The 19,976-nt window shown below is 65.2% G+C and carries 20 protein-coding genes and 1 tRNA gene; 8 read left to right on the plus strand and 13 right to left on the minus strand.

Annotation, left to right across the window (positions count from 1 at the left end; all coding sequences use genetic code 11):
- Nucleotides 1-324 precede the first annotated feature (324 nt).
- The 3 genes from ACZBJS_RS01800 to sigJ are packed head-to-tail and all read left to right on the plus strand — an operon-like array spanning nucleotide 325 to nucleotide 2,102.
- Nucleotides 325-702: a hypothetical protein gene (locus ACZBJS_RS01800; protein WP_316396676.1), complete on the plus strand. Its 378-nt coding sequence runs from the start codon at nucleotides 325-327 to the stop codon at nucleotides 700-702.
- A complete protein-coding gene (locus tag ACZBJS_RS01805; RefSeq protein ID WP_253589961.1) occupies nucleotides 695-1,240 on the plus strand; it encodes a hypothetical protein in 546 nt (181 codons plus the stop codon). The genes ACZBJS_RS01800 and ACZBJS_RS01805 overlap by 8 nt, the downstream gene beginning before the upstream one ends.
- Nucleotides 1,218-2,102 carry an RNA polymerase sigma factor SigJ gene (sigJ, locus tag ACZBJS_RS01810; RefSeq protein ID WP_316396673.1) on the plus strand — a complete coding sequence of 295 codons (885 nt, stop codon included), beginning with the start codon at nucleotides 1,218-1,220 and terminating at the stop codon, nucleotides 2,100-2,102. Before ACZBJS_RS01805 ends, sigJ begins: the two co-directional genes overlap by 23 nt.
- Before the next feature lie 8 nt (nucleotides 2,103-2,110).
- Here the strand turns inward: sigJ and ACZBJS_RS01815 are convergent, their stop codons facing one another.
- The 7 genes from ACZBJS_RS01815 to ACZBJS_RS01845 all read right to left on the minus strand — a co-directional run bounded on the left by ACZBJS_RS01815 (nucleotide 2,111) and on the right by ACZBJS_RS01845 (nucleotide 7,641).
- The gene (locus tag ACZBJS_RS01815) at nucleotides 2,111-3,067 is read right to left on the minus strand and encodes a 2-hydroxyacid dehydrogenase (protein WP_316396671.1); all 957 of its coding nucleotides are present in this window, start codon (nucleotides 3,065-3,067) and stop codon (nucleotides 2,111-2,113) included.
- Between the two features lie 153 nt (nucleotides 3,068-3,220).
- A complete protein-coding gene (gene rplA, locus ACZBJS_RS01820) occupies nucleotides 3,221-3,913 on the minus strand; it encodes a 50S ribosomal protein L1 (protein WP_018272150.1) in 693 nt (230 codons plus the stop codon).
- A 6-nt stretch (nucleotides 3,914-3,919) separates the two neighbouring features.
- Nucleotides 3,920-4,348 (minus strand): 50S ribosomal protein L11, encoded by a 429-nt coding sequence (rplK, locus tag ACZBJS_RS01825; RefSeq protein WP_016840552.1) that lies wholly within the window; start codon nucleotides 4,346-4,348, stop codon nucleotides 3,920-3,922.
- Between the two features lie 130 nt (nucleotides 4,349-4,478).
- Nucleotides 4,479-5,012 (minus strand): transcription termination/antitermination protein NusG, encoded by a 534-nt coding sequence (nusG, locus tag ACZBJS_RS01830; RefSeq protein ID WP_021081670.1) that lies wholly within the window; start codon nucleotides 5,010-5,012, stop codon nucleotides 4,479-4,481.
- A gap of 20 nt (nucleotides 5,013-5,032) precedes the next feature.
- The gene (gene secE, locus ACZBJS_RS01835; protein WP_028335448.1) at nucleotides 5,033-5,224 is read right to left on the minus strand and encodes a preprotein translocase subunit SecE; all 192 of its coding nucleotides are present in this window, start codon (nucleotides 5,222-5,224) and stop codon (nucleotides 5,033-5,035) included.
- A 336-nt stretch (nucleotides 5,225-5,560) separates the two neighbouring features.
- The gene (locus ACZBJS_RS01840) at nucleotides 5,561-6,898 is read right to left on the minus strand and encodes an ATP-binding protein (protein ID WP_463438287.1); all 1,338 of its coding nucleotides are present in this window, start codon (nucleotides 6,896-6,898) and stop codon (nucleotides 5,561-5,563) included.
- Nucleotides 6,895-7,641 carry a response regulator gene (locus tag ACZBJS_RS01845; protein ID WP_057019557.1) on the minus strand — a complete coding sequence of 249 codons (747 nt, stop codon included), beginning with the start codon at nucleotides 7,639-7,641 and terminating at the stop codon, nucleotides 6,895-6,897. Before ACZBJS_RS01845 ends, ACZBJS_RS01840 begins: the two co-directional genes overlap by 4 nt.
- 204 nt (nucleotides 7,642-7,845) lie before the next feature.
- Here ACZBJS_RS01845 and ACZBJS_RS01850 point away from each other — a divergent pair, with 204 nt between their 5' ends.
- Nucleotides 7,846-8,748, plus strand: a complete 903-nt coding sequence (locus ACZBJS_RS01850; RefSeq protein WP_316396665.1) for a DUF3313 domain-containing protein — start codon at nucleotides 7,846-7,848, stop codon at nucleotides 8,746-8,748.
- A 5-nt stretch (nucleotides 8,749-8,753) separates the two neighbouring features.
- Here ACZBJS_RS01850 and ACZBJS_RS01855 read toward each other — a convergent pair whose 3' ends face one another.
- Nucleotides 8,754-10,367 carry an acyl-CoA synthetase gene (locus tag ACZBJS_RS01855; protein ID WP_141342962.1) on the minus strand — a complete coding sequence of 538 codons (1,614 nt, stop codon included), beginning with the start codon at nucleotides 10,365-10,367 and terminating at the stop codon, nucleotides 8,754-8,756.
- Nucleotides 10,368-10,426: 59 nt separating this feature from the next.
- Entirely contained in the window at nucleotides 10,427-11,191 is a 765-nt protein-coding gene (locus ACZBJS_RS01860) for a FadR/GntR family transcriptional regulator (protein WP_018272155.1), read from the minus strand.
- 184 nt (nucleotides 11,192-11,375) lie between these two features.
- Between ACZBJS_RS01860 and ACZBJS_RS01865 the strand changes: the two genes are divergently transcribed.
- On the plus strand, nucleotides 11,376-12,581 hold the full coding sequence (locus ACZBJS_RS01865) for an ABC transporter substrate-binding protein (protein WP_141342960.1): 1,206 nt from the start codon (nucleotides 11,376-11,378) through the stop codon (nucleotides 12,579-12,581).
- A 64-nt stretch (nucleotides 12,582-12,645) separates the two neighbouring features.
- Here the strand turns inward: ACZBJS_RS01865 and ACZBJS_RS01870 are convergent.
- Nucleotides 12,646-12,721 (minus strand) — tRNA-Trp (locus ACZBJS_RS01870).
- A 169-nt stretch (nucleotides 12,722-12,890) separates the two neighbouring features.
- Here ACZBJS_RS01870 and ACZBJS_RS01875 point away from each other — a divergent pair.
- The gene (locus ACZBJS_RS01875) at nucleotides 12,891-14,114 is read left to right on the plus strand and encodes a serine hydrolase domain-containing protein (RefSeq protein ID WP_316396661.1); all 1,224 of its coding nucleotides are present in this window, start codon (nucleotides 12,891-12,893) and stop codon (nucleotides 14,112-14,114) included.
- Nucleotides 14,115-14,230: 116 nt separating this feature from the next.
- On the opposite strand, the gene ACZBJS_RS01880 is transcribed toward ACZBJS_RS01875, so the two are convergent.
- Nucleotides 14,231-14,998, minus strand: a complete 768-nt coding sequence (locus ACZBJS_RS01880) for an SDR family NAD(P)-dependent oxidoreductase (RefSeq protein WP_026192903.1) — start codon at nucleotides 14,996-14,998, stop codon at nucleotides 14,231-14,233.
- Between the two features lie 138 nt (nucleotides 14,999-15,136).
- Nucleotides 15,137-15,844 carry a histidine phosphatase family protein gene (locus ACZBJS_RS01885; RefSeq protein WP_168857052.1) on the minus strand — a complete coding sequence of 236 codons (708 nt, stop codon included), beginning with the start codon at nucleotides 15,842-15,844 and terminating at the stop codon, nucleotides 15,137-15,139.
- A gap of 152 nt (nucleotides 15,845-15,996) precedes the next feature.
- Here ACZBJS_RS01885 and ACZBJS_RS01890 point away from each other — a divergent pair, with 152 nt between their 5' ends.
- Together ACZBJS_RS01890 and argE are read left to right on the plus strand one after the other, a co-directional pair.
- On the plus strand, nucleotides 15,997-16,782 hold the full coding sequence (locus tag ACZBJS_RS01890; RefSeq protein WP_038380474.1) for an SDR family NAD(P)-dependent oxidoreductase: 786 nt from the start codon (nucleotides 15,997-15,999) through the stop codon (nucleotides 16,780-16,782).
- A 649-nt stretch (nucleotides 16,783-17,431) separates the two neighbouring features.
- Entirely contained in the window at nucleotides 17,432-18,601 is a 1,170-nt protein-coding gene (argE, locus tag ACZBJS_RS01895) for an acetylornithine deacetylase (protein ID WP_316396656.1), read from the plus strand.
- A 32-nt stretch (nucleotides 18,602-18,633) separates the two neighbouring features.
- Here argE and ACZBJS_RS01900 read toward each other — a convergent pair whose 3' ends face one another.
- Nucleotides 18,634-19,548 carry a DMT family transporter gene (locus tag ACZBJS_RS01900; RefSeq protein WP_141342957.1) on the minus strand — a complete coding sequence of 305 codons (915 nt, stop codon included), beginning with the start codon at nucleotides 19,546-19,548 and terminating at the stop codon, nucleotides 18,634-18,636.
- Nucleotides 19,549-19,976: the final 428 nt, after the last annotated feature.

Below are 19,976 nucleotides of genomic sequence, written 5' to 3' on the forward strand. Positions count from 1 at the left end.
CAGTCTTGGACAGGATCGAGGCACTTCAGCACGCTGAAGGCCCCTGCTCTCATTCCTCTGAAGGCGACGGGTCTCCTTCCTTTCGAGCATCCTTGCGGGCATGCGGAAAGGAATGATCTCCTATCATCTCAGGTTTTCGGATTGCGAGCACGGACATGCCAGCAAGTGCCAGCACGCCCGGAAGGCGCTATGTAGCCGGTCCTGCCCTGCTTGCCAAGAGCAAATTTCAGACCAGTTCGGCGACCTGCCCGGCCCAGCGAAAAATTTCTTCCCCGACGGCGTCACGCTCCAATGCCGCCGCTCGTCTGGGCGCTGGAGGCTCGCATGAAACGATGGATTGCAGGAATTCTCGCCCTCTTCAACCTCGCCAATGGGCTGGTGATGCTGTCGGCCGGTTCCCTCTGGTGGTCGCTGGTGCCCGGCGCCGCCGATACCGGTCCGTTCAACTCTCATTTGGTCCAGGACGTCGGCATTGCCTTCATCGCGGCCGGGCTCGGCCTGGCGGCGCGAGCCTTGTGGCCGGCCTGGTGGCCGGCAGCGGTCGCGGGCGCCGCGTTCCTGGCCGGCCACGGCCTGCTGCATCTCGTGATGATCGCCGGCGGCCACGACCGCCATGCCGCGCCCGATCTGGTGGCGGTCGTCCTGCCCGCGGCGCTCGCCCTCTATTCCGCCCTACCAAATCAAGGAGAACGACATGCGTAGCTTCATCGCGCGCCGCATGCTGCGCGCCTATTCCAGGCGCTACGGCTACGACACCACCTATCTCGAGATCATGCTGAAGGAATCGCCCGCCGCGTTCTTCAAATTCGCCGGCGCGATGAAGGCCGCCGCCTACCGCGCGGTCGCGCCGGTTGAGGCCTTCTATGCTGCCAAGCTGACCGGCGCGCTGGCGGAAGATTGCGGTCCCTGTGCGCAACTGGTCGTCGACATGGCGATCGGAGCCGGAATGGCGGAACAGCAGGTCACCGCCGTACTCCGTCGTGACGTTGCCGCCATGACCGCGGACACCGCGCTCGGCTTCCACTTCGCCGACGCCATCGTGCAGCGCTCGACCGACGATAACGCCTGCCGCGACGCCGTTCGCGCGCGCTGGGGCGAAAAAGGCGTGATCGACCTCGCCATGGCCCTACAAATCGGCCGCATCTTCCCCATGATGAAGCTGGCGCTGGGATATGCCAGGGAGTGTCGCCGCGTGACCGTGGCCGGCCATCAGATCGATGTCATCAAGCAGGCTGCCTGAGCGCGACCCGCTGGCGCCGTATCGGGCGCGGCTGACCGGGCTTGTCTATCGCATGCTCGGTAGCCGCGGCGATGCCGACGATGTGGTCCAGGACGCCTGGCTGCGGTTCGCCGCGGTCGACGACGTTCGCAATCCCGAGGCGTTCCTCGTCACGGTGGTGACCCGGCTTTGTCTTGACCGGCTGAAGAGCGCCCGCGCCCAGCGCGAGGTCTATGTCGGAGCCTGGTTGCCCGAGCCGGTGTTCGACGAGGCGCTGTCGGCCGAGGCGGCGACCGAACTCGCCGACGATCTCTCCTTCGCGCTGATGCTGGCGCTCGACGCCCTGACGCCCCTCGAGCGCGCCGCGTTCCTGCTGCACGACGTGTTCGACCGGCCGTTCGCGGAAGTCGCCCGCACCCTCGAGCGCAGCGAGGCGGCCTGCCGGCAGCTCGCCGCGCGCGCCCGCCGATCGGTCCGCGACAACCGCCCTGTTCCCGCCGAGCCGCCCGAAGGCCACGCACGGCTGCTGACGGCATTCTGCAAGGCCGCGGCCAGCGGCGACGTCTCCGCCCTCGCCAACCTGCTGCGCGAGGATGCCATCGCGATCACCGACAGCGGCGGCCGCAAGCTGGCGGCGCTGAAGCCGATCAAGGGGGCAGAGAAGATCGTCCGCTTCATCATCGGTATCGCCGGCAAGAACGCCGGCAGCGAGGTTCGCGTCGAACCGATGATGGTCAATGGCAGCGCGGGCGCGCTGATCTTCCTCGATGGCGAAGTCGACCACACACTGAGCATGGCGATCGACGGCGAGACCGGCCGGATCGCGGCGATCTACATCGTCCGCAACCCGGACAAGCTGCGCCACGCGCCGCGCCGGAGCTGAAGCTCCGGTCAGGCCGCCGTCGCCACCGGATAGGCGAGCGGCTTGCCGGCAAAGAACGCGTCGAGATTGGCCAGCACGCAATCCTGCATGGCGACGTGCGATTCCAGCGTGTGGCCGCCGAGATGCGGCGACAGCACCACGTTCGGCAACGCCGTCAGCGCATCGGGCGCATGTGGCTCCCTCGCGAACACGTCGAGGCCGGCACCGGCGATCACGCCGTCGGTCAACGCTGCGACCAGCGCCTTCTCGTCGATGACCGAGCCGCGCGCGATGTTGACGACGAACCCGTCGCTGCCGAGCCGGCGCAGGATGTCGGCATTGACCGCATGCTCGGTATCGGCGCCGGCGCGGACGGCCACCAGCAGCACGCAGCACCAATCGGCGAGCGCCTCCAGCGTCGGAAAGTATTGATAGGGCACGTCCTGCTTCGAGCGGCTGAAATAGCCGACCTCGGTCTCGAAGGCCGCGACGCGGGCGGCGATCTTGCGGCCGATCTCGCCCATGCCGTAGACGCCGACCTTGCGGCCGCGCATGCCGGCCTGCGGCCGCATCATCGGCGACGGCTTTGCACCGGCCCAGTCGCCGCTCCGCACGTAATTGTCAGCCACCAGCAGCCGCCGCACCGACGCCAGCATCAAGGTCACCGCCGTGTCGGCGACGGAGGCCGCATTGGCCCCCGGGCTGTGGCCGACCGCGATGCCGCGCCTGGCGGCCGCGGCGAGATCGACGCCGTCATAACCGGTGCCGTAGCAGACGATTGCGCCGAGCTTCGGCAGCATGTCCATGGCCTCCGTGCCGAGCGCCGTGCCGCCCGCGGTGATCATGGCGCGGATATCGGCGAGCTCGGCCGCCGGGAACGCTTCGTCCAATCGTTTGCCCGCCGCATTCAGCAGCTCATAGCGCTCGCCGAAGCGGATCAGCTGGGCCTTGGGAAAGCGTGAATAGACCAGGACCTTATCGGGCATTGTTGTTCTTTCTTGCGAGAGGCTTCAGATCTTGTCTTGGCGCGTTTTCTTCACCGAACCGGTAGCCACTTCGCTCGAAAACGCTTTGGCAAAACAAAGGGCGGAACCGGTTGCCCGGTCCCGCCCCTCTTTATCTCGTCACGGCCAGAGACCTCAGCCGAGGATCGTGCCCGGCTCGACCTTCACGCCCGGGCCCATGGTGGAGGAAACCGCCACGCGCTGGATGTAGGTGCCCTTGGAGCCCGCCGGCTTCGCCTTGGAGACCGCGTCCGCAAGCGCCTTGACGTTCTCGACCAGCTTGTCCTCGGAGAACGAGGCCTTGCCGATGCCGGCCTGCACGATGCCCGCCTTCTCGACGCGGAACTCGACCGAGCCGCCCTTGGCGCCCTTCACGGCGTTGGTGACGTCCATGGTCACGGTGCCGATCTTCGGGTTCGGCATCATGCCGCGCGGACCGAGCACCTTACCGAGGCGGCCGACCAGGGGCATCATGTCGGGCGTGGCGATACAACGATCGAAATCGATCGCGCCGCCCTGCACCTTCTCGACCAGGTCTTCCGCACCGACGACGTCGGCACCGGCGGCCTTGGCTTCCTCAGCCTTGGCGCCGCGCGCGAACACGCCGACACGAAGCGTACGGCCGGTTCCGTTCGGCAGGTTGACGACGCCGCGGACCATCTGGTCGGCGTGGCGCGGGTCGACGCCGAGATTGATCGCGATCTCGATCGTCTCGTCGAACTTCGACTTGGCGCGCTCCTTGACCATCTTGATGGCATCCGCGAGCGGATAGAGCTTCTCGCGATCGACGCCCTCGCGGGCCTTCTTCAAACGCTTTCCGATTGACATGGCCCGTTACCCCGCAACTTCCAGACCCATCGAACGGGCAGAGCCCTCGACCATCTTCATGGCCGATTCGATGGTGTCGCAATTCAAGTCCTTCATCTTCTTCTCGGCGATCTCGCGCACTTGCGCCTTGGTCACCTGGCCGGCCTTGTCACGGCCCGGCGCCTTCGATCCGGACTGGATCTTGGCGGCCTGCTTGAGGAAGTAGGACATCGGAGGGGTCTTCATCTCGAAGGTGAAGGACCGGTCCGCATAGATGGTGATGATCACCGGGATCGGGGTGTTCTTCTCTTCCTTCTGGGTCTGCGCGTTGAACGCCTTGCAGAACTCCATGATGTTGAGGCCGCGCTGACCAAGCGCGGGGCCGATCGGGGGCGAAGGATTCGCCGCACCGGCCGGGACCTGAAGCTTCAGGTATCCGGTCACTTTCTTTGCCATTTATCACTCCTGTTGTGCCGGACGGGCCGGCGGTTTCAGGTTCCGTGGTTCGGTTGAAGGGGCTGGCGACCGCCTCCTCCCTCCCACGGCCTCTCGACTTGACGCGAGGCATATACCCCGCGCCGTCCGGTCAGACCACCTTTTCGACCTGACCGAATTCCAGTTCCACGGGCGTCGCGCGGCCGAAGATCGATACCGCGACCTTGACGCGCGAGCGCGCCTCGTCGATTTCTTCCACCACGCCGGAGAACGAAGCGAACGGGCCGTCGGCCACGCGTACGTTCTCCCCGATCTCGAACGACACCGACGCCTTCGGACGCTCCACGCCCTCCTGCACCTGGTGCAGGATCCGCATCGCCTCCGCTTCCGAGATCGGCATCGGCTTGTTTTCCGCGCCGAGGAAGCCGGTCACCTTCGGGGTGTTCTTGATCAGATGGAACGCCTCGTCGGTCAGCTTCATCTTCACCAGCACATAGCCCGGGAAGAACTTGCGCTCGGCGTCGATCTTGCGGCCGCGGCGCACCTCTGTGACCTTCTCGGTCGGCACTAGAATCTGCTCGAACAGTTCTTCCAGCCCACGCTGCTTGGCCTGCTCGCGGATCGATTCCTGAACCTTCTTCTCGAAGTTCGAATAGGCGTGGACGATGTACCAGCGCTTGTCCATCAATTGAGTTCCCATGCTCATCAGTGGATGCCCAGTATCAGGGTAATCAGATAGCGGATGATCTGATCTGCGGCGAAGAAGAAGACCGAGGCCAGCGCCACCATCACGAACACCATGATGGTGGTGATGGTCGTCTCGCGGCGCGTCGGCCAGGTGACCTTGGCGGTCTCCGAGCGCACTTCCTGCAGGAATTTGAACGGGCTGAAAGCCATCGTGAGATCCGCGTCCGTCTCCGGACGATTGCAACGTTTCAAGGAATCCGAACAGCCGACCTTGCGGACCCAGCCCTCGTTTGGAAGGTTGAGCCGATAAACGAGCTCGAATGTTCGGGGAATTAGGCCGCGCCGGATATCCGCCATCAAAGCGGGCCGGCTGCGAGTGGCGAGTATCTACTGCGAGACCGGCCAAACGTCAAGGTCGGCGGGGTCGGGTCCGGCTCCCGCCCGGTTCGGGGAGATCGGGCATTGGTCTCTCCAAATCAAGGGCTTAGCCGGCGCCCTGCGATCCCCTGGCGTCCTGGCGGGATCAGCGTCGTTCGTCTCGCCCCTCTAGGCCAGGCCGGGTTTAGGCGGCAGCAGCATCGATACGAGCAGTCCGCTCGGCTCCCGCAGCCTCAAAGCGATGCTGCCGCCATGGCGCTTGGCGATATCCTGCGCGATCGATAGCCCTAGCCCGAAGCCCCCCTCCTGCCGGGCGCTGTCGGCCTTGAAGAAGGGCTCGAATACCTTGTCGTGCAGCGCAGTTGGGATGCCCGGACCGTCATCCGCCACCTCGATCTCGATGTGGCCGGCCTCCATGGGGCGAAGCGTCACCGCGACCTTGCTGCCGTGCTTGACCGCATTCTCCACGATATTGGTGACGGCGCGCGACAGCGCGCGGGGCCGGCAGGCATAAGGCAGACGCGCCGGCCCGGCATAGGATACCGCGTGGCCCATGTCGGCGAAGTCCGAACAGATGGTCTGCAGGAAGCTCGGCAGGTCGATGAACGACGCCGCCTCCGAGCGGGCATCCTCGCGCAGATACTCCAGGGTCTCGTTGATCATGCGCGTCATCTTGGCGATATCGCCCAGCATCGCCGGGCGCAGGGTGTCGTCGCCGACGCGCTCGGTGCGCAGCCTGAGCCGGGTCAGCGGCGTCCGCAGGTCATGACTGATGGCGGCGAGCATGCGGGTGCGGTCGTCGAGCAGCGCTGCGATACGCGTGCGCATGTCGTTCAGCGCGTCGGCGACCTGGGCGATCTCGAGCGGACCGCGCCGGCGCAGCACCTCGGGAGCCCGCGGCGAGCGGCCGAACGAGGTCGCGGCACGCGCGACATCAGCCAGCGGCGCGATCACCCAACGCACCGCATAGACCGACAGCAGCAGCATCGAGATCAGCACGATGATCGTCCCCCCGGCCAGCGGGCGGAGCAAAGTGGACCAAAGGCCGCCTTTGACCGCAACATCGGCCATCAGCGCGTGGCCATCGTCGAGTCTCACGATCACCTGTGACGACGAGCCTGCGGGATGGCGCAGATCCTCCATCAATTCAATTCCAGGCTCTGCAGCCAGTTGCCGGAACGCTCGCATGGAAAACGACCGCGTCTCTGCGGCTGTTCGAGGCACCAGTTCGCCTAAGGCGACGCGCCTGACGTCGAGACCGCCGCGCCTGGCTGCGGCCAGCAGTTCATCCGCGTCTGCCGGCGTCTTCGTGGAACGCACGAGCTGCGTGAGCTCCGCGACCCGCCCGGCAAGCAACTTCTGCGTGTCGGTGATCGAGGGAGAATCGAACAGAAAAATGATGGTCACCGCCGCGAGCGTGATGCCGATCAGTTCCGAGAGCGCGACGAGGCTCATGAGTTGCGCAGCGACGCTGCGCGGCATCAGCCGCTGCGCCCATCCCATCATATCTGCTCGACCGCAGGCGTGAAGAGGTAGCCGCCGAGCCGCACCGTCTTGATCATCGAGCGGTCCTTCGGATCCGGTTCGATCTTCTGCCTGATGCGGCTGATATGAACGTCGACGCTGCGCTCGACTGAGGCGATCAGGCCGCCGAAGGCCTGCTCGATCAATTGCTCGCGTGACAGCACCTGCCCAGGATTGCGGCAGAACGCCAGCAGCAGATCGAACTCGGCACCGGTCAGCGTGATCCGGACGCCCGCGGGGTCATGCAGCTCACGGGTGGTGGGGTTGATGCGCCATCCGGCAAAGGTCAGCGGACGCGGCCGTGACCGCGACGTGGCGCCGCTCTCGACGCGGCGCAGCAGCGCCCGGATGCGGGCGACCAGTTCGCGCGAATTGAACGGCTTGGTGACGTAGTCATCGGCACCGAGCTCGAGGCCGAGGATGCGGTCGATGTCCTCGCCCCGCGCGGTGACCATGATGATCGGAATCGAAGACGACATGCGCAGGCGCCGGCAGATGCTCAGCCCATCCTCGCCCGGCAGCATCACGTCGAGTACGACGAGATCAAAGCTCTCGCGCTTGAGCAGCGCATCCATCTCCACGGCCGAGCCGACCAGCACCGGTCGGAAGCCGTTGTCCTCAAGCACCTCGGCCAGCATGCGCGCGATATCGGCATCGTCCTCGACGCAGAGGATGCGTGCGTTGGTGACGGGGAAAGCCACGAGGTCGTATTCCAGGATTTGCATCACGGCATTTTAGAGGCCTCGGCCCCGGATGCGCAGTGCGCAAATATAGCGTTTTGTTAAGCCTGCACGGCCAAATGTGGCTCAAATAGGTCGCGCGGTTTCGCGAGCTACATCTGACTTAATATCTCTTAATCCCGACCCCGGCGGCCCTGCTCTATCGTGACCTTCGATCGTTCGTGGGGTGAGCGGTCGTTCGAGGGGTACATGAGAATCGAATTTCTGCCGGGCGCTGCGACTGATGCGCGGAGCACGGGCCGGGCGTCGCGCAACGGTCAGCCCAATCGGTCATCCCTGCTTGCCGGCGCTGCGGTTGCGATGGTGTTGTTGTCGGGCTGTGCCAGCGCACCGATGACGCGAGGCGGGTCACTGGCATCCTACGACAATCTCACGCCGTCCGACGGAGTGCTGGCGAAATCGCTGGTTCGCGTCAACAAGGACGAGGTCCTCGCCGCGAAGACGGTGCGGATCGTCCCGACGACCCTCTCGCAGGCAGCGTCGCCGACGCTGTCCCAGGAGCAGCGGCACCTGGTGGCCAACGCGATCGATCGTTCGCTGTGCGTCGGCCTGAGCGAGCGGCTGCAGGTTGTTGGTCCCGATCAGCTTGCGGATCTGTCCCTGCACGCGCTTGTCACCCAGGCGGCGCCCACCGACGAGGTCGCGGCGGGCACTTCCAAGGTGGTCAGCTTCCTGCCGAGCGCGCTCGGCGCGGGCGTGCCGGTGCCGCGGTTGCCGGTCGGGCTTGGCAGCCTGACCGTCGAAGCCGAGGTGCGCGATCAGGCCAGCCGCCAGCAGGCGGCGATGATCTGGGCCCGCGGGGCGAATTCTTTCACCAACTCGCCGATGGTCTCGAGCGCCGGTGACGCCTACGATCTCGCCCCTTCCTTCAGCGACGATTTCAGCAAGCTCGTCGTCACCGGCGCGACGCCATTCGGAAAGGCGCCGGAGCTGCCATCGTTCGACAAGATTGGCGCAACGCTCGGCGGCAAGCCGAAATACGCGGCCTGCGAGGCGTTCGGCCGCAATCCCGGCCTGGTCGGAATGGCCGCCGGCAAGCTCGGCTTGCCGCCGGAATGGTCGGACAAGGCGCCGGCGACAGCTGGCCAATAGACAGCCTAGCCGGCGAAGCTCTTCTGCACCGCCTGGTCGAGCGTGGCGCCGCCGAGATAGCGCTGGCGCAGCTCGCGCTTGAGCAGCTTGCCGCTCGGATTCTTCGGCAAGGCATCCACGAAGATGACCTGCTTCGGCACCTTGAAATGGGCCATCGACGCCGCGCAATGCTTGATGACGGCGTCGGCATCGAGGCTCTGGCCGGCCTTGACCACGACGATCGCGGTCACCGCCTCGATCCAGCGCGGATCAGGCAGCCCGACCACCGCGACCTCCGACACCGAAGGCAACCGGTAGATCATCTCCTCGACCTCGCGGCTCGCGACATTCTCGCCGCCGCTCTTGATCATGTCCTTCACGCGATCGACGACGGTGATGTAGCCGTCGGCATCGATGGTCGCGAGATCGCCGGAATGAAACCAGCCGCCGGCGAACGCGGCCGCAGTCTTGACCGGATCGTTGTAATAGCCTGACAACAGATGCGGCGAGCGATGCACGATCTCGCCGACCTCCCCCACCCCGACGTCGGTCATATCAGGCCTGACCACCCGCGTCTCGACATTGATCGCGGGCTTGCCGGCCGAGCCGGCCTTCGGCAGCTGGTCCTCCGGCGACAGCACGGTCGCGAGCGGCGCGATCTCGGTCTGGCCGTAGAAATTCCAGAACTTCACCTCGGGCAGCCGGCGCTGCAACTCGAGCAGCACCTCTACCGGCATGATCGAGGCGCCGTAATAGCCCTTGCGCAGGGTCGACAGGTCGGTGCGGTCGAACGCGCCCGAGCGCAGCATCGCGATCCAGATCGTCGGCGGCGCGAAGAACGAATTGATCTTGTGGGCCGCGATCAGCGCCAGGACATTGTCGGGCACCGGCTTGCCGGTAATGAGGCTGGTGGCGCCGAGATAGATCGCGGGCCCCAGAAAGACGTCGAGCTGCGCGCAGTGATAGAGCGGCAGCGCGTGCAGCACCGTATCGTCGGTCGCCATGCCGCCGTCGATGATGCAGCTGACATACTGCCACATGACGGCTTCGTGGGTGAGGATCGCGCCCTTCGGCAGCGACTCGGTGCCGCTGGTGTAGATGACCTGCGCGGGATCTCGGCTGTCCACCGACACCTCCGGCGCCGAGGCGTCGCTGTGCAGCAGGGTGTCGAACGTCGTGATGCCGTCGGGTGCGGTGGCCGGATCCTCGCCCGGCAGCCAGATCAAGGTCTCGACCGCCGAGCCCTTGGCGGCCGCAGCGTGCGCCGTCTCCACGAAATCCGGGCCGACCGCGAGCAGCTTGGCGCCGGAATTGGCGAGGATGAAATTGATCTCGTCCGGATTGAGCATGAAGTTGATCGGCACCAGGATCGCGCCGATCCGGGCCACCGCAAAGCGGAGCGCGGCGAAGCCGTGCGAGTTGCGCGACAGCACCGCGACGCGATCGCCCTTCGCAACGCCAAGCGCGAGCAAGCCACGGCCGAGCCGATTGCAGATCGCGTCCATCTCCGCAAAGCTCCAGCTCACCGCGCCGCAGATCAGCGCGGTCTTGCCGGGGTAGCGCTTCGCCGACCGGCGCAGCAGATCGCCGATGCTGTGCCCGCGGGCGCGCTGGATGGTTGCTGCGATGTCTCCGCTCATTTGTCCCTCCCGAATGTGCTTGTTGTCGTTGTTTTCGTCTTGTCTTGGCCGCGCCGTCGCTATTGCCGGGCGGCGTAAGCGTGTTCCATGTAGGTGTGCTCGACCGAGCGATCGAGCGAGGCGATCTTCTCGAAACCGCGCCGCCAGTCCTGCAGGTGCCGCCGCGTCCACAGCACGCCGGCCTCCTTGTCGCGCCGCTTGATCGCGTCGAGCAGATGATGGTGCGCCTCGACCAGCCGCGCGCCGCCCTCGGGCACGCCGCCCACGATCATCTCGGTGGTCGGAAAGAACAGTTGCGCGGCGGGCTCGCGCGCCAGTTGCAGCACGCGGTTCTGCGAAGCCTTGGCCATCAGCACATGGAATTCCGCATCGAGCTCGGCCAGCGCCGCGGGATTGCCGACGACAGCTGCGCTGCGCTCGAGATTGCCGGCGAGCTCGGCGATGTTCTCCTCGGTCGCGCGCTCCACCGCGCCCTCGACGCTCGCGACCTCCAGCGTCATCGAGGTCTCGAACAATTCGCGGAACGTCACCTCGTGCAGGATCAGCGCGCGGGACAGTCGCGTCGCGAGCTTGTTGTAGCGCGGCAGGCAGGCCTGCAGCCGGCGGCTGGAATCGCGGCGGATCAGCCCGCCCTCCTCGAGCACGCGAATGCCCTCGCGCACCGTCGAGCGGTTGACGCCGAACTGCGCAACCAGCTGCTGCTCGGTGCCGATCGGCTCGCCCGGCTTGATCCGCCCGTTGATGATCTCGCGTTCGATCGCGTCGGCGACCTTCTGATAGGCCGGCGCGACATCGATACGCCGGAACAGCGGCGTGGTGGGCATCTTCAGCTCCCCCGGACCCCGATTGTCGTTTGTCGGACAAAAGATAGGCGAAGGCCCTTGGGGCGTCAAACGGGCAATATTCGGCCTGATTGTCGCACCCCGGCGGTCGGAATTGACACCGGAACCGGGCAAATCTAGCTTTGTCGGACAAAGTGACAAGAACACCTCGGGGAGGCACACCATCATGAAATCCATCGTCACGAGTCTGTCCGCCGCCGGCCTGATCGCGGCTGTGCTGGCAGGGCCGGTGCTCGCGCAGCAGGCGCCGCTCAAGATCGGCGTGCTCACGGATTTCCAGTCGGTCTATTCGGACATCGGCGGCGCCGGCAATGTCGAGGCCACCAAGATGGCGATCGAGGAGTTCGGCGGGTCGATGTTCGGCAAGCCGATCGAGCTCGTCACCGCCGACGCCCTCAACAAGGCCGACGTCGCCGCCACCATCACCCGCAAATGGTACGAGGCCGAGAATGTCGACATGATCATCGACATGCCGACCTCGGCGACCGCGCTCGCCGGCATGGAGATGTCGAAGCAGTTCGAGAAGATCATGATCGTGACGGATGCGGCGAGCTCCGACATCACCGGCAAGTCCTGCTCGCCCTACACGCTGCACTGGACTTACGACACCTACGCCAACGCCCACACCGTCGGCAGCGCGATCGTGAAGAACGGCGGCGATACCTGGTTCTTCATCACCGCCGACTATCTGTTCGGCCATTCGATCGAACGCGACACCGGCGACGTGGTCCGCGCCGCCGGCGGCAAGGTGCTCGGCAGCGCGCGGCATCCGCTCAACACGCCGGACTTCTCGTCCTTCCTGCTGCAGGCGCAGGCCTCGAAGGCCAAGATCATCGGCATGGCCAATGGCGGCGCCGACACCATCAACACCATCAAGCAGGCCTCCGAATTCGGCATCGTCGCGGGCGGGCAGAACCTCGCCGGCATCGTGATGTTCATCTCGGATATCCACAGCCTCGGGCTCAAGCTCGCGCAGGGCCTGATCATCACCGAGGCCTACTACTGGGATCTCAACGACCGCACCCGCGCCTTCGGCAAGCGCTTCTTCGAGCGCATGAAGCGGATGCCGACGATGAACCAGGCCGCGACCTACAGCGCCACCCTGCACTACCTCAACGCGGTGAAGGCCGCCGGCACCAAGGAGACCAAGCCGGTGCTGGCCAAGATGCGCGCGACCCCGGTCCGCGACGCCTTCACTGACAACGGCGTGGTGCGCGAGGACGGCCGCATGGTGCACTCGATGTTCCTGTTCGAGGTCAAGAAGCCCGAGGAATCGAAGGCGCCGTGGGATTACTACAAGGTGCTCGCCGAAGTGCCCGGCGACCAGGCGTTCCGGCCGCTGAAGGACGGCGGCTGCCCGCTCATCAAGTAGGCGAGCAGGATCATGGCCGGGGTCCGGGACCTCGGCCAAGGCATTCAAATTGTTGATTAAAAGCTGGCAGGAGTGGCAGGGCTCGAACCTGCGACCCCCGGTTTTGGAGACCGGTGCTCTACCAATTGAGCTACACTCCTGCAGGGAACCTGCGTCGCCGCCGGTTCGCGCCGTTTCAAGCACAGGGCATGGCCGGTTTGCAAGGGCGAAGCGGTGAAGCTTCTGTTCATTGCAAAACTTCTGCGCCAGACTTCGGCGATCACCCCGTGTCGGCACCTCGCCGCAAGAATCAACAACCAGGGAGAGACCATGAACGCCCAAACCGCCACCAAGCACGCCGCCAGCCCGACCACCCCCTCTCTTCCCCTCGCCAAGCCCGAATCGATCGGATTGTCGAGCGTGCGGCTGCAGGCGATGTCCGACACCTTCCGCCGCGAGGTCGACAGGGGAACCGTGCCCGGCGTGACGGTGCTGGTGGCGCGGCGCGGCCAGATCGGCTGGTTCGACGCGATCGGCCGGCAAAGCCCGACCGCCTCGGCGCCAATGGCCCATGACACGATCTTCCGCATCTTCTCGATGACCAAGCCGATCGTCTCGGTCGGCATCATGCAGCTGGTGGAGGACGGCCACTTCCTGCTCAACGACCCAGTCGCGAAATTCATCCCCGAATTCGCCGAGACCAAGGTCGGCGTCGACAACAACGGCAAGCTCGAGCTGGTACCCGTGCAGCGGCAGATGACGATCCAGGACCTGCTTCGCCACACGTCTGGGCTTACTTATGACCACACCGGCAACGGCCCGGTGCAGCAGCTCTACCAGCAGTCGCGGCTGCGCAGCCGCAAGATCACCAATGCCGAGCACGCCACCATGCTCGCCGGCATGCCGCTGGTTTGCCAGCCCGGCGCCGAGTGGAACTACAGCCGCTCCACCGACATACTCGGCCGCATCATCGAGGTCGTCAGCGGCAAGACGCTCGGCGCGTACCTCACTGAGCACATCCTCTCGCCGCTGCAGATGACCGAGACCGCCTTCCACACCGGGGAAGCCAATGCCGGCCGCCTCGCCGAGGCCTTTGCCAACGATCCCTGGACCAACGACAAGGTGCAGCTGTTCAACATGCTGGAGAAGCCGGCGATGGAATCCGGCGGCGGCGGCCTGGTTTCGACCACGATGGACTATGCCCGCTTCGCGCAGATGCTGCTGAACGGCGGCTCGCTCGACGGCACCAGGATCATCGGCCGCAAGACGCTCGAATTCATGGCCTCCGATCACCTCGGCGCCGGCGTGAAGATCCAGGGCACGCTGGTGTCGCCCGGCCACAGTTTCGGCCTCGGCTTCGCCGTGCGCATGCAGCAGGGCATCGCGCCGTTCTCCGGCTCGGTCGGCCAGTATTTCTGGAGCGGCATGGCCGGCACCTTCTTCTGGATCGATCCGAGCGAAGACCTGATCGCGGTCTTCATGATGCAGGGCCCGGGCCAGCGCGAATATACCCGCTCGCTGGTGCGCAACGGGGTGTATGCGGCGGTGGAGTAGTCCGTCATTCCGGGGCGCGAACCTAAGATGCGCAATCGCGCATCGGGGAATCTCGCGCAACAACATCGAGATTCCGGGTTCAGCCCTGCGGGCTGCCCCGGAATGACGAGTGATGCTCAGCTGATCGTCGCGCCGCCGTCGATCACGATGGTCTGGCCAGTCATGAAGTCGCCGGCGCGCGAGCCCATCATCACGGCGGCGCCAGCGATCTCGTCCGGCACGCCGATCCGCAGCAGCGGCGAGCGTGCGGTCGAGGCCTTCAGATTGTCCGGATTGTCCCACAGCGCCTTCGCGAAGTCGGTCTTGATCAGGCCGGGCGCGATGCAGTTCACGCGGATATTGTGCTTGCCGTATTCGCAGGCGAGGTTGCGCGCGAGCTGCATGTCGGCAGCCTTGGAGATCGCGTAGGCGCCGAGGATGGTCGAGCCCTTCAGGCCGCCGATCGAGGACACGATGATGATCGAGCCGTCCTTGCGCTCGATCATCTGCGGCACCACCATCGAGATCAGCCAGTTGTTGGCGACGATGTTGTTGTCGAGGATCTTGCGGAACTGATCGTCGGAGATGCCGGCGAGCGGACCGTAATACGGGTTCGACGCCGCGTTGCAGACCAGCACGTCGATCTTGCCGAAGGCGCGGTTGCTCTCGTCGACCAGGTTCTGCAGGTTTTCCTTCGACGAGATGTTTGCCGCGATCGCAACCGCGGTGCCCTTGCCGTAGCTGTCGTTGATCTCCTTCGCCACCTGCTCGCAGACGTCAGCCTTGCGCGAGGAGATCACGACCTTGGCGCCGTGCTCGGCCATGCGCTCGGCGATCGCGCGTCCGATGCCGCGCGTCGAGCCGGTGATGACGGCGACTTTTCCCTTCATGTCGAACAAGGTCATGTTTCTCTCCCTGATGTTAAGTGTTCGTCTTAGCGTCATTCCGGGGCGACGCACCAGCGTCGACCCGGAATCTCGAGATTCCCCGATGCGCAATTGCGCATCTGCGGTCTGGTCCTTCGGACCATCCCGGAATGACGATCACGCAAGCTTGCTCGCCGGCCTGACTTCAGGCCCGGACGGCTGATGCATCGCGGCGTGGCGCGGATCGGCAATCCACGGCTGCTGGTTCACCATCGGCAAGCGCCAGGTCGACAGGCCGGCGCTCGCGATGTGATCGAGCCGCGTCACCGAGACATTATCGATATCGAACGACAGCCCCCTGTCCGGCTGGCCGCCGAGCGCCAGCCCGACCGCGGCCTTGATCACGCCGCCATGGCCGACGGCGATGATATTCCTGCCCGCTTCCGCGGCGGTGATCCGCACAATGGTGCGGCAGACGCGGGTGTAGAGATCCATGTAGCTCTCGCCGCCGGGCGCGGGATCGTTGACGTCGGCGAACCAGGCCGTACCCGGCGGACGACTGGCGAGAAACGCGGCGCGGTTCATACCCTGCCATTGGCCGAGATGCTGCTCGGCGAAGTCGCGTTCCTGCGTCATGCTTTCAGGCTTTGGAAACCCGGCAGCCCAGATCGCGTCCGCAGTCTTGTGTGTGCGCTTCAAATTGCTCGAATACCAGACCGCATCGCGCGGCAGCATCTTGGCGACCGCCTCGAACACCTCGACATCGCCGGTGTCGCAGTCGATATCCTCTTGTCCGTAGATGTTGCCGCCGTCGCTGCGCACCGGCGCGTGACGAACCCACCACCACCGCGTCACCGTCACCTCAGGCTTGTCTGGATTGGACATCGGATGAGCCCTTCAATAGTGTCCCGTCTCGCTGTACGTCACGCCGCACACCGTCTCAAGTGCTTCGGACGTTTGAAATTTTGTTTGAATTCCGTCGCGCGGCAGACTCGCCAAGGACCACCCGAACTAATCACGTGAACAGGGAGAAACTCATGGGCCGCCTCGAAGGCAAATCCGTCATCATCACCGGCGCTGGCAGCGGCATCGGCCGCGCCGCCTCGCTGCTGTTCACCAGGGAAGGCGCCAAGCTGATCGCGGTCGATCGCACCGAGGGCGTCAACGAGACCGCCAAGCTGGTGCGCGATGCCGGCGGCACCGTCGAGGCCGTCACCGCCGATGCCGGCTCGGAGAGCGACGTAAAGGCCTTCATCGAGAAGGCGGTTTCGAAGTACGGCAAGCTCGATGCGATCTGGGCCAATGCCGGCGTCAGCGGCGGCCTCGTCCCGCTCGCCGACCAGACCGTCGAACATTGGCAGGAAGTGCTGCGCGTCAATCTGATCGGCCCGTTCCTCGCGATCAAGCATTCGATTCCGCATATGACGAAGCAAGGTTCCGGCTCGATCGTCTGCACCGCCTCCGTCGCGGGCCTGAAGTCGGGTGCCAGCGGACATCCCTACGGCGCGAGCAAGGCCGGCGTCATCAGCCTGGTGCAGACCACCGCCTACTCGCTCTCCGGCACCGGCGTGCGCATCAATGCGGTGTGCCCGGGCCTGATCGAAACCGGCATGACCAAGCCGGTGTTCGATCGCGCCAAGGAGCGCGGCACCCAGGACAAGATCGGCCAGCTCAATCCGCTCAAGCGCGCCGGCCAGCCGCACGAGCTCGCCGCGATGGGATTGTTTTTGGCGAGCGATGAAGCGTCCTACGTCAACGGCCAGGCCATCCCGGTCGACGGCGGCCTCACCGCATCGATGCCGTATACGGGCAAGCCGATCTAGCGAGGGCAGTCTCCGTGGTTATCCCGGCTGCGGCCCCGATGGCTCCACATTCACGACCGTCGTCCCGGCGAAGGCCGGGACCCATAACCACAGGGTCGAGTAGTTGAAGAAGGCTGTTGCCCCAGCGTCGCGCATTCATTGGCATTTGGGGTAATGGGTCCCGGCCTTCGCCGGGACGACGCTGGAGATGGTTCGCATTCAAGTGCCAAACAATGCGGTGTCATCACCTGCGCATACGCATGCGGGTGATCCAGTACTCCAGAGACGTCTGTGCTTGGGCCGAGAGGCCGCGGCGTTCTGGATCGCCCGGTCCGAGCCGGTCGATGACAGCCGAGAATGGGGAACAGTTTCGCATTCTCGCGACATGAATCGCCCGAGTCTTGCCTTTCGTTCCGCGCTAGGTCCGCGCAACGCGCGCGCCCCGATGATAAACTTCACGAAACCCATCATCTCACCGCGCCGCGCGGATATGTTTGATGGGTTTCGCTTCGCTCTACCCAACCCATCCCACACGCCTGGACCGCAATAACCGCCGGCAACGGTCCAAATATTGCTTGGCCTCGGCAGGCCAACCAGCTGTTATACTTCGCTGGCAGGATCGCTCGCACACTCGTCATTCCTCGCACAATCCCTCGCAAACGAACAGGCAATGCAAAATCAACGTTCCGACCGCATCCGCAAGCTATTGGCCGACCTCGTCGCGTTCGACACCGTCAGCGACCGCAGCAATCTGCCCCTGATCGACTACATCGAGCGCTACCTCGCCTCGCTTGGCCTCGCGGGGCAACGCATCGTCGATGAAACCGGGCAGAAATCCTCGTTGTGGGTCACTGTCGGCCCTGAGGACAAGGCCGGGCTGGTGCTGTCGGGGCATACCGATGTCGTGCCAGTTGTGGGACAGGACTGGAGCCACAACCCGTTCGAGCTCGTCGAGCGCGACGGCCGGCTGTACGGCCGCGGCACCACCGACATGAAGGGCTTTGTCGCCGTCTGCCTCGCGATGGTTCCCGAGATGCTCGCGGCCGATCTGAAGACGCCGATCAATCTTGCCATCTCCTATGACGAGGAGATCGGTTGCGTCGGCGTGCGTCCGATGCTGCGCGAGGTCGCGCGCAAGCCGATCAAGCCGCTCGGCTGTTTCGTCGGCGAGCCGACCCAGATGCAGGTGATCATCGGGCACAAGGGCAAGCATGGCGTGCGCGCCACGTTCCGCGGGCTCGCCCGCCACTCCTCGATCGCGCCCGACGGCGTCAACGCCATCGAATATGCCGCCGACCTGATCACCGAGATCCGCCGCCGCGCCGCGTTGCTGACCGCGGATGCCGAACAAGGCAGCCTCTACGATGTCCCGCACTCGACCCTGCTCACCAGCATCGTGCATGGCGGCGCCGCGCTGAACATCGTGCCGGACCAATGCGTGGTGGAATTCGAGTGCCGCGGCATCGGCATCACCGAGTCGAGAGAGGTGACGGACGCGATCATCGCCTGGGCCAAGGCCGAGATCGAGCCTGACATGCGCAAGCGGCATCCGGACTGCGGCATCGACTTCGAAGAGATCCTCGACTACCCCGCGCTCGACACCGTCGCCGACGCCGCCATCGTCACGCTCGCCAAGCAATTTGCCGGCCGCAACGACCACGCCAAGGTTGCCTTCGGCACCGAGGCCAGCCTGTTCGTCAGCATGGCGGACGTGCCGTCCGTTGTGGTCGGCCCCGGCTCGATCGCACAGGCGCATACGCCGGATGAGTTCGTCGAGATGTCGCAGCTCGAGGCGTGCGGCGCATTCGTCGCACGGCTGATCGCACATTGCGCCAAGTGATTTGCAAATGATTGCGTAGGATCACGGATGCGTCACAACCCGTCCGGCGGTAGCCCCGGTCCCGTTGCGGCGGGACGGAGCTTGTCGCGCTTGCGCTCGCGGTAGAAGGCATAGAGGCCGGAGGCCACGATGATCGCGGCGCCCGCGAGCATCGGACCGTCGGGCTTGTGGCCGAAGGCGAGATAGCCCGTCAGCATCGCCCACGGCAGCGCGGTATAGCGGAACGGCGCCACCGCCGAGATGTCGCCTGTGCGCAGCGACACGATGATGCACTGATAACCGATCAGGATCAGGACCGCGGCCAATATGAGCAGGCCGAGCGCGGTGCCGGACGGCGGCCGCCAGCCGCCGAGCGGCACAAGGACGACAGCACCCGCCGTCGTCACGGTCACGGTGGTGAGCAGCGTGATGAACACGGTCGGCAGCTCTTTCGGGATACGGCGGGTGGCGAGATCGCGCACCGCGCAGAAGCCGACCGACGCCAGCGCCAAGAGTGCAGCCTGGCTAAAGCCTTCCGCACCGGGCCGAACGATGACAAGCACCCCGATGAAGCCGGCCGCGATCGCAAGCCAGCGCCGCCAGCCGACCGGCTCGCCGAACACCAGCGCCGCACCGAGCGTGATGACCAGCGGCAGCGCCTGGAAGATCGCCGAGGCGTTGGCGAGCGGGATCTGCGCGATCGCGGAGAGATAGGTTAGCGTGCCGCCGATCTCGCCAAGGACGCGCAGCCCGACCGGCCAGATCAGCAGCACGCTGAAACTGCGCAGCGCGTCACGGTACCAGGCGAGCGCCGCGACCAGCACCATCGCAACCAGGCCGCGCACCAGCAGGATCTCGCCGATGTTGAGCTCCGCCGACACCGCCTTGGTGATGGTGTCGTTGACCGTGAAGCTGGCCATGGCCGCAGCCATGAACAGGCTGCCGCGAAGATTGGAGGAAAGGGTCAAATGAAGGTGTCCGATCAGGACCGGGGCGGGCGTTGACCGGACTGACTTGCCAAAGCGGCAGCGCGAACTCAAGTCACAGATGGCTACAATGCGGAAACATGCCGCACCTTGCAGCGGCGTCGCGAGCTTTTGGAATCGCGATCGGTCTATTGCTCCCTCGCGCCGCTCTTGCCGGGTCAAGACGAGCGCAGCTCGCTCTTAGTGGGTTGAGTGAAGGGCTTGCTCCGCACAGACGGCTGCAGACGAGTTGCGGAGACTCCCCCTCACCCGGACCGCACTTCGCTTCGCTGCATGCGATCCGACCTCTCCCCGCAAGCGCAGGGGTGTCCGGGGAATGATTCACTGTGTCGCGGTGCATGCTCGGCAGGACCGAGGCAAATCGGTCTTTTCTGGTTGTCGAGACACAGAGGGCCGAGCATGCGATATCG

The organism is Bradyrhizobium sp. KZN70725, from assembly GCF_055264925.1.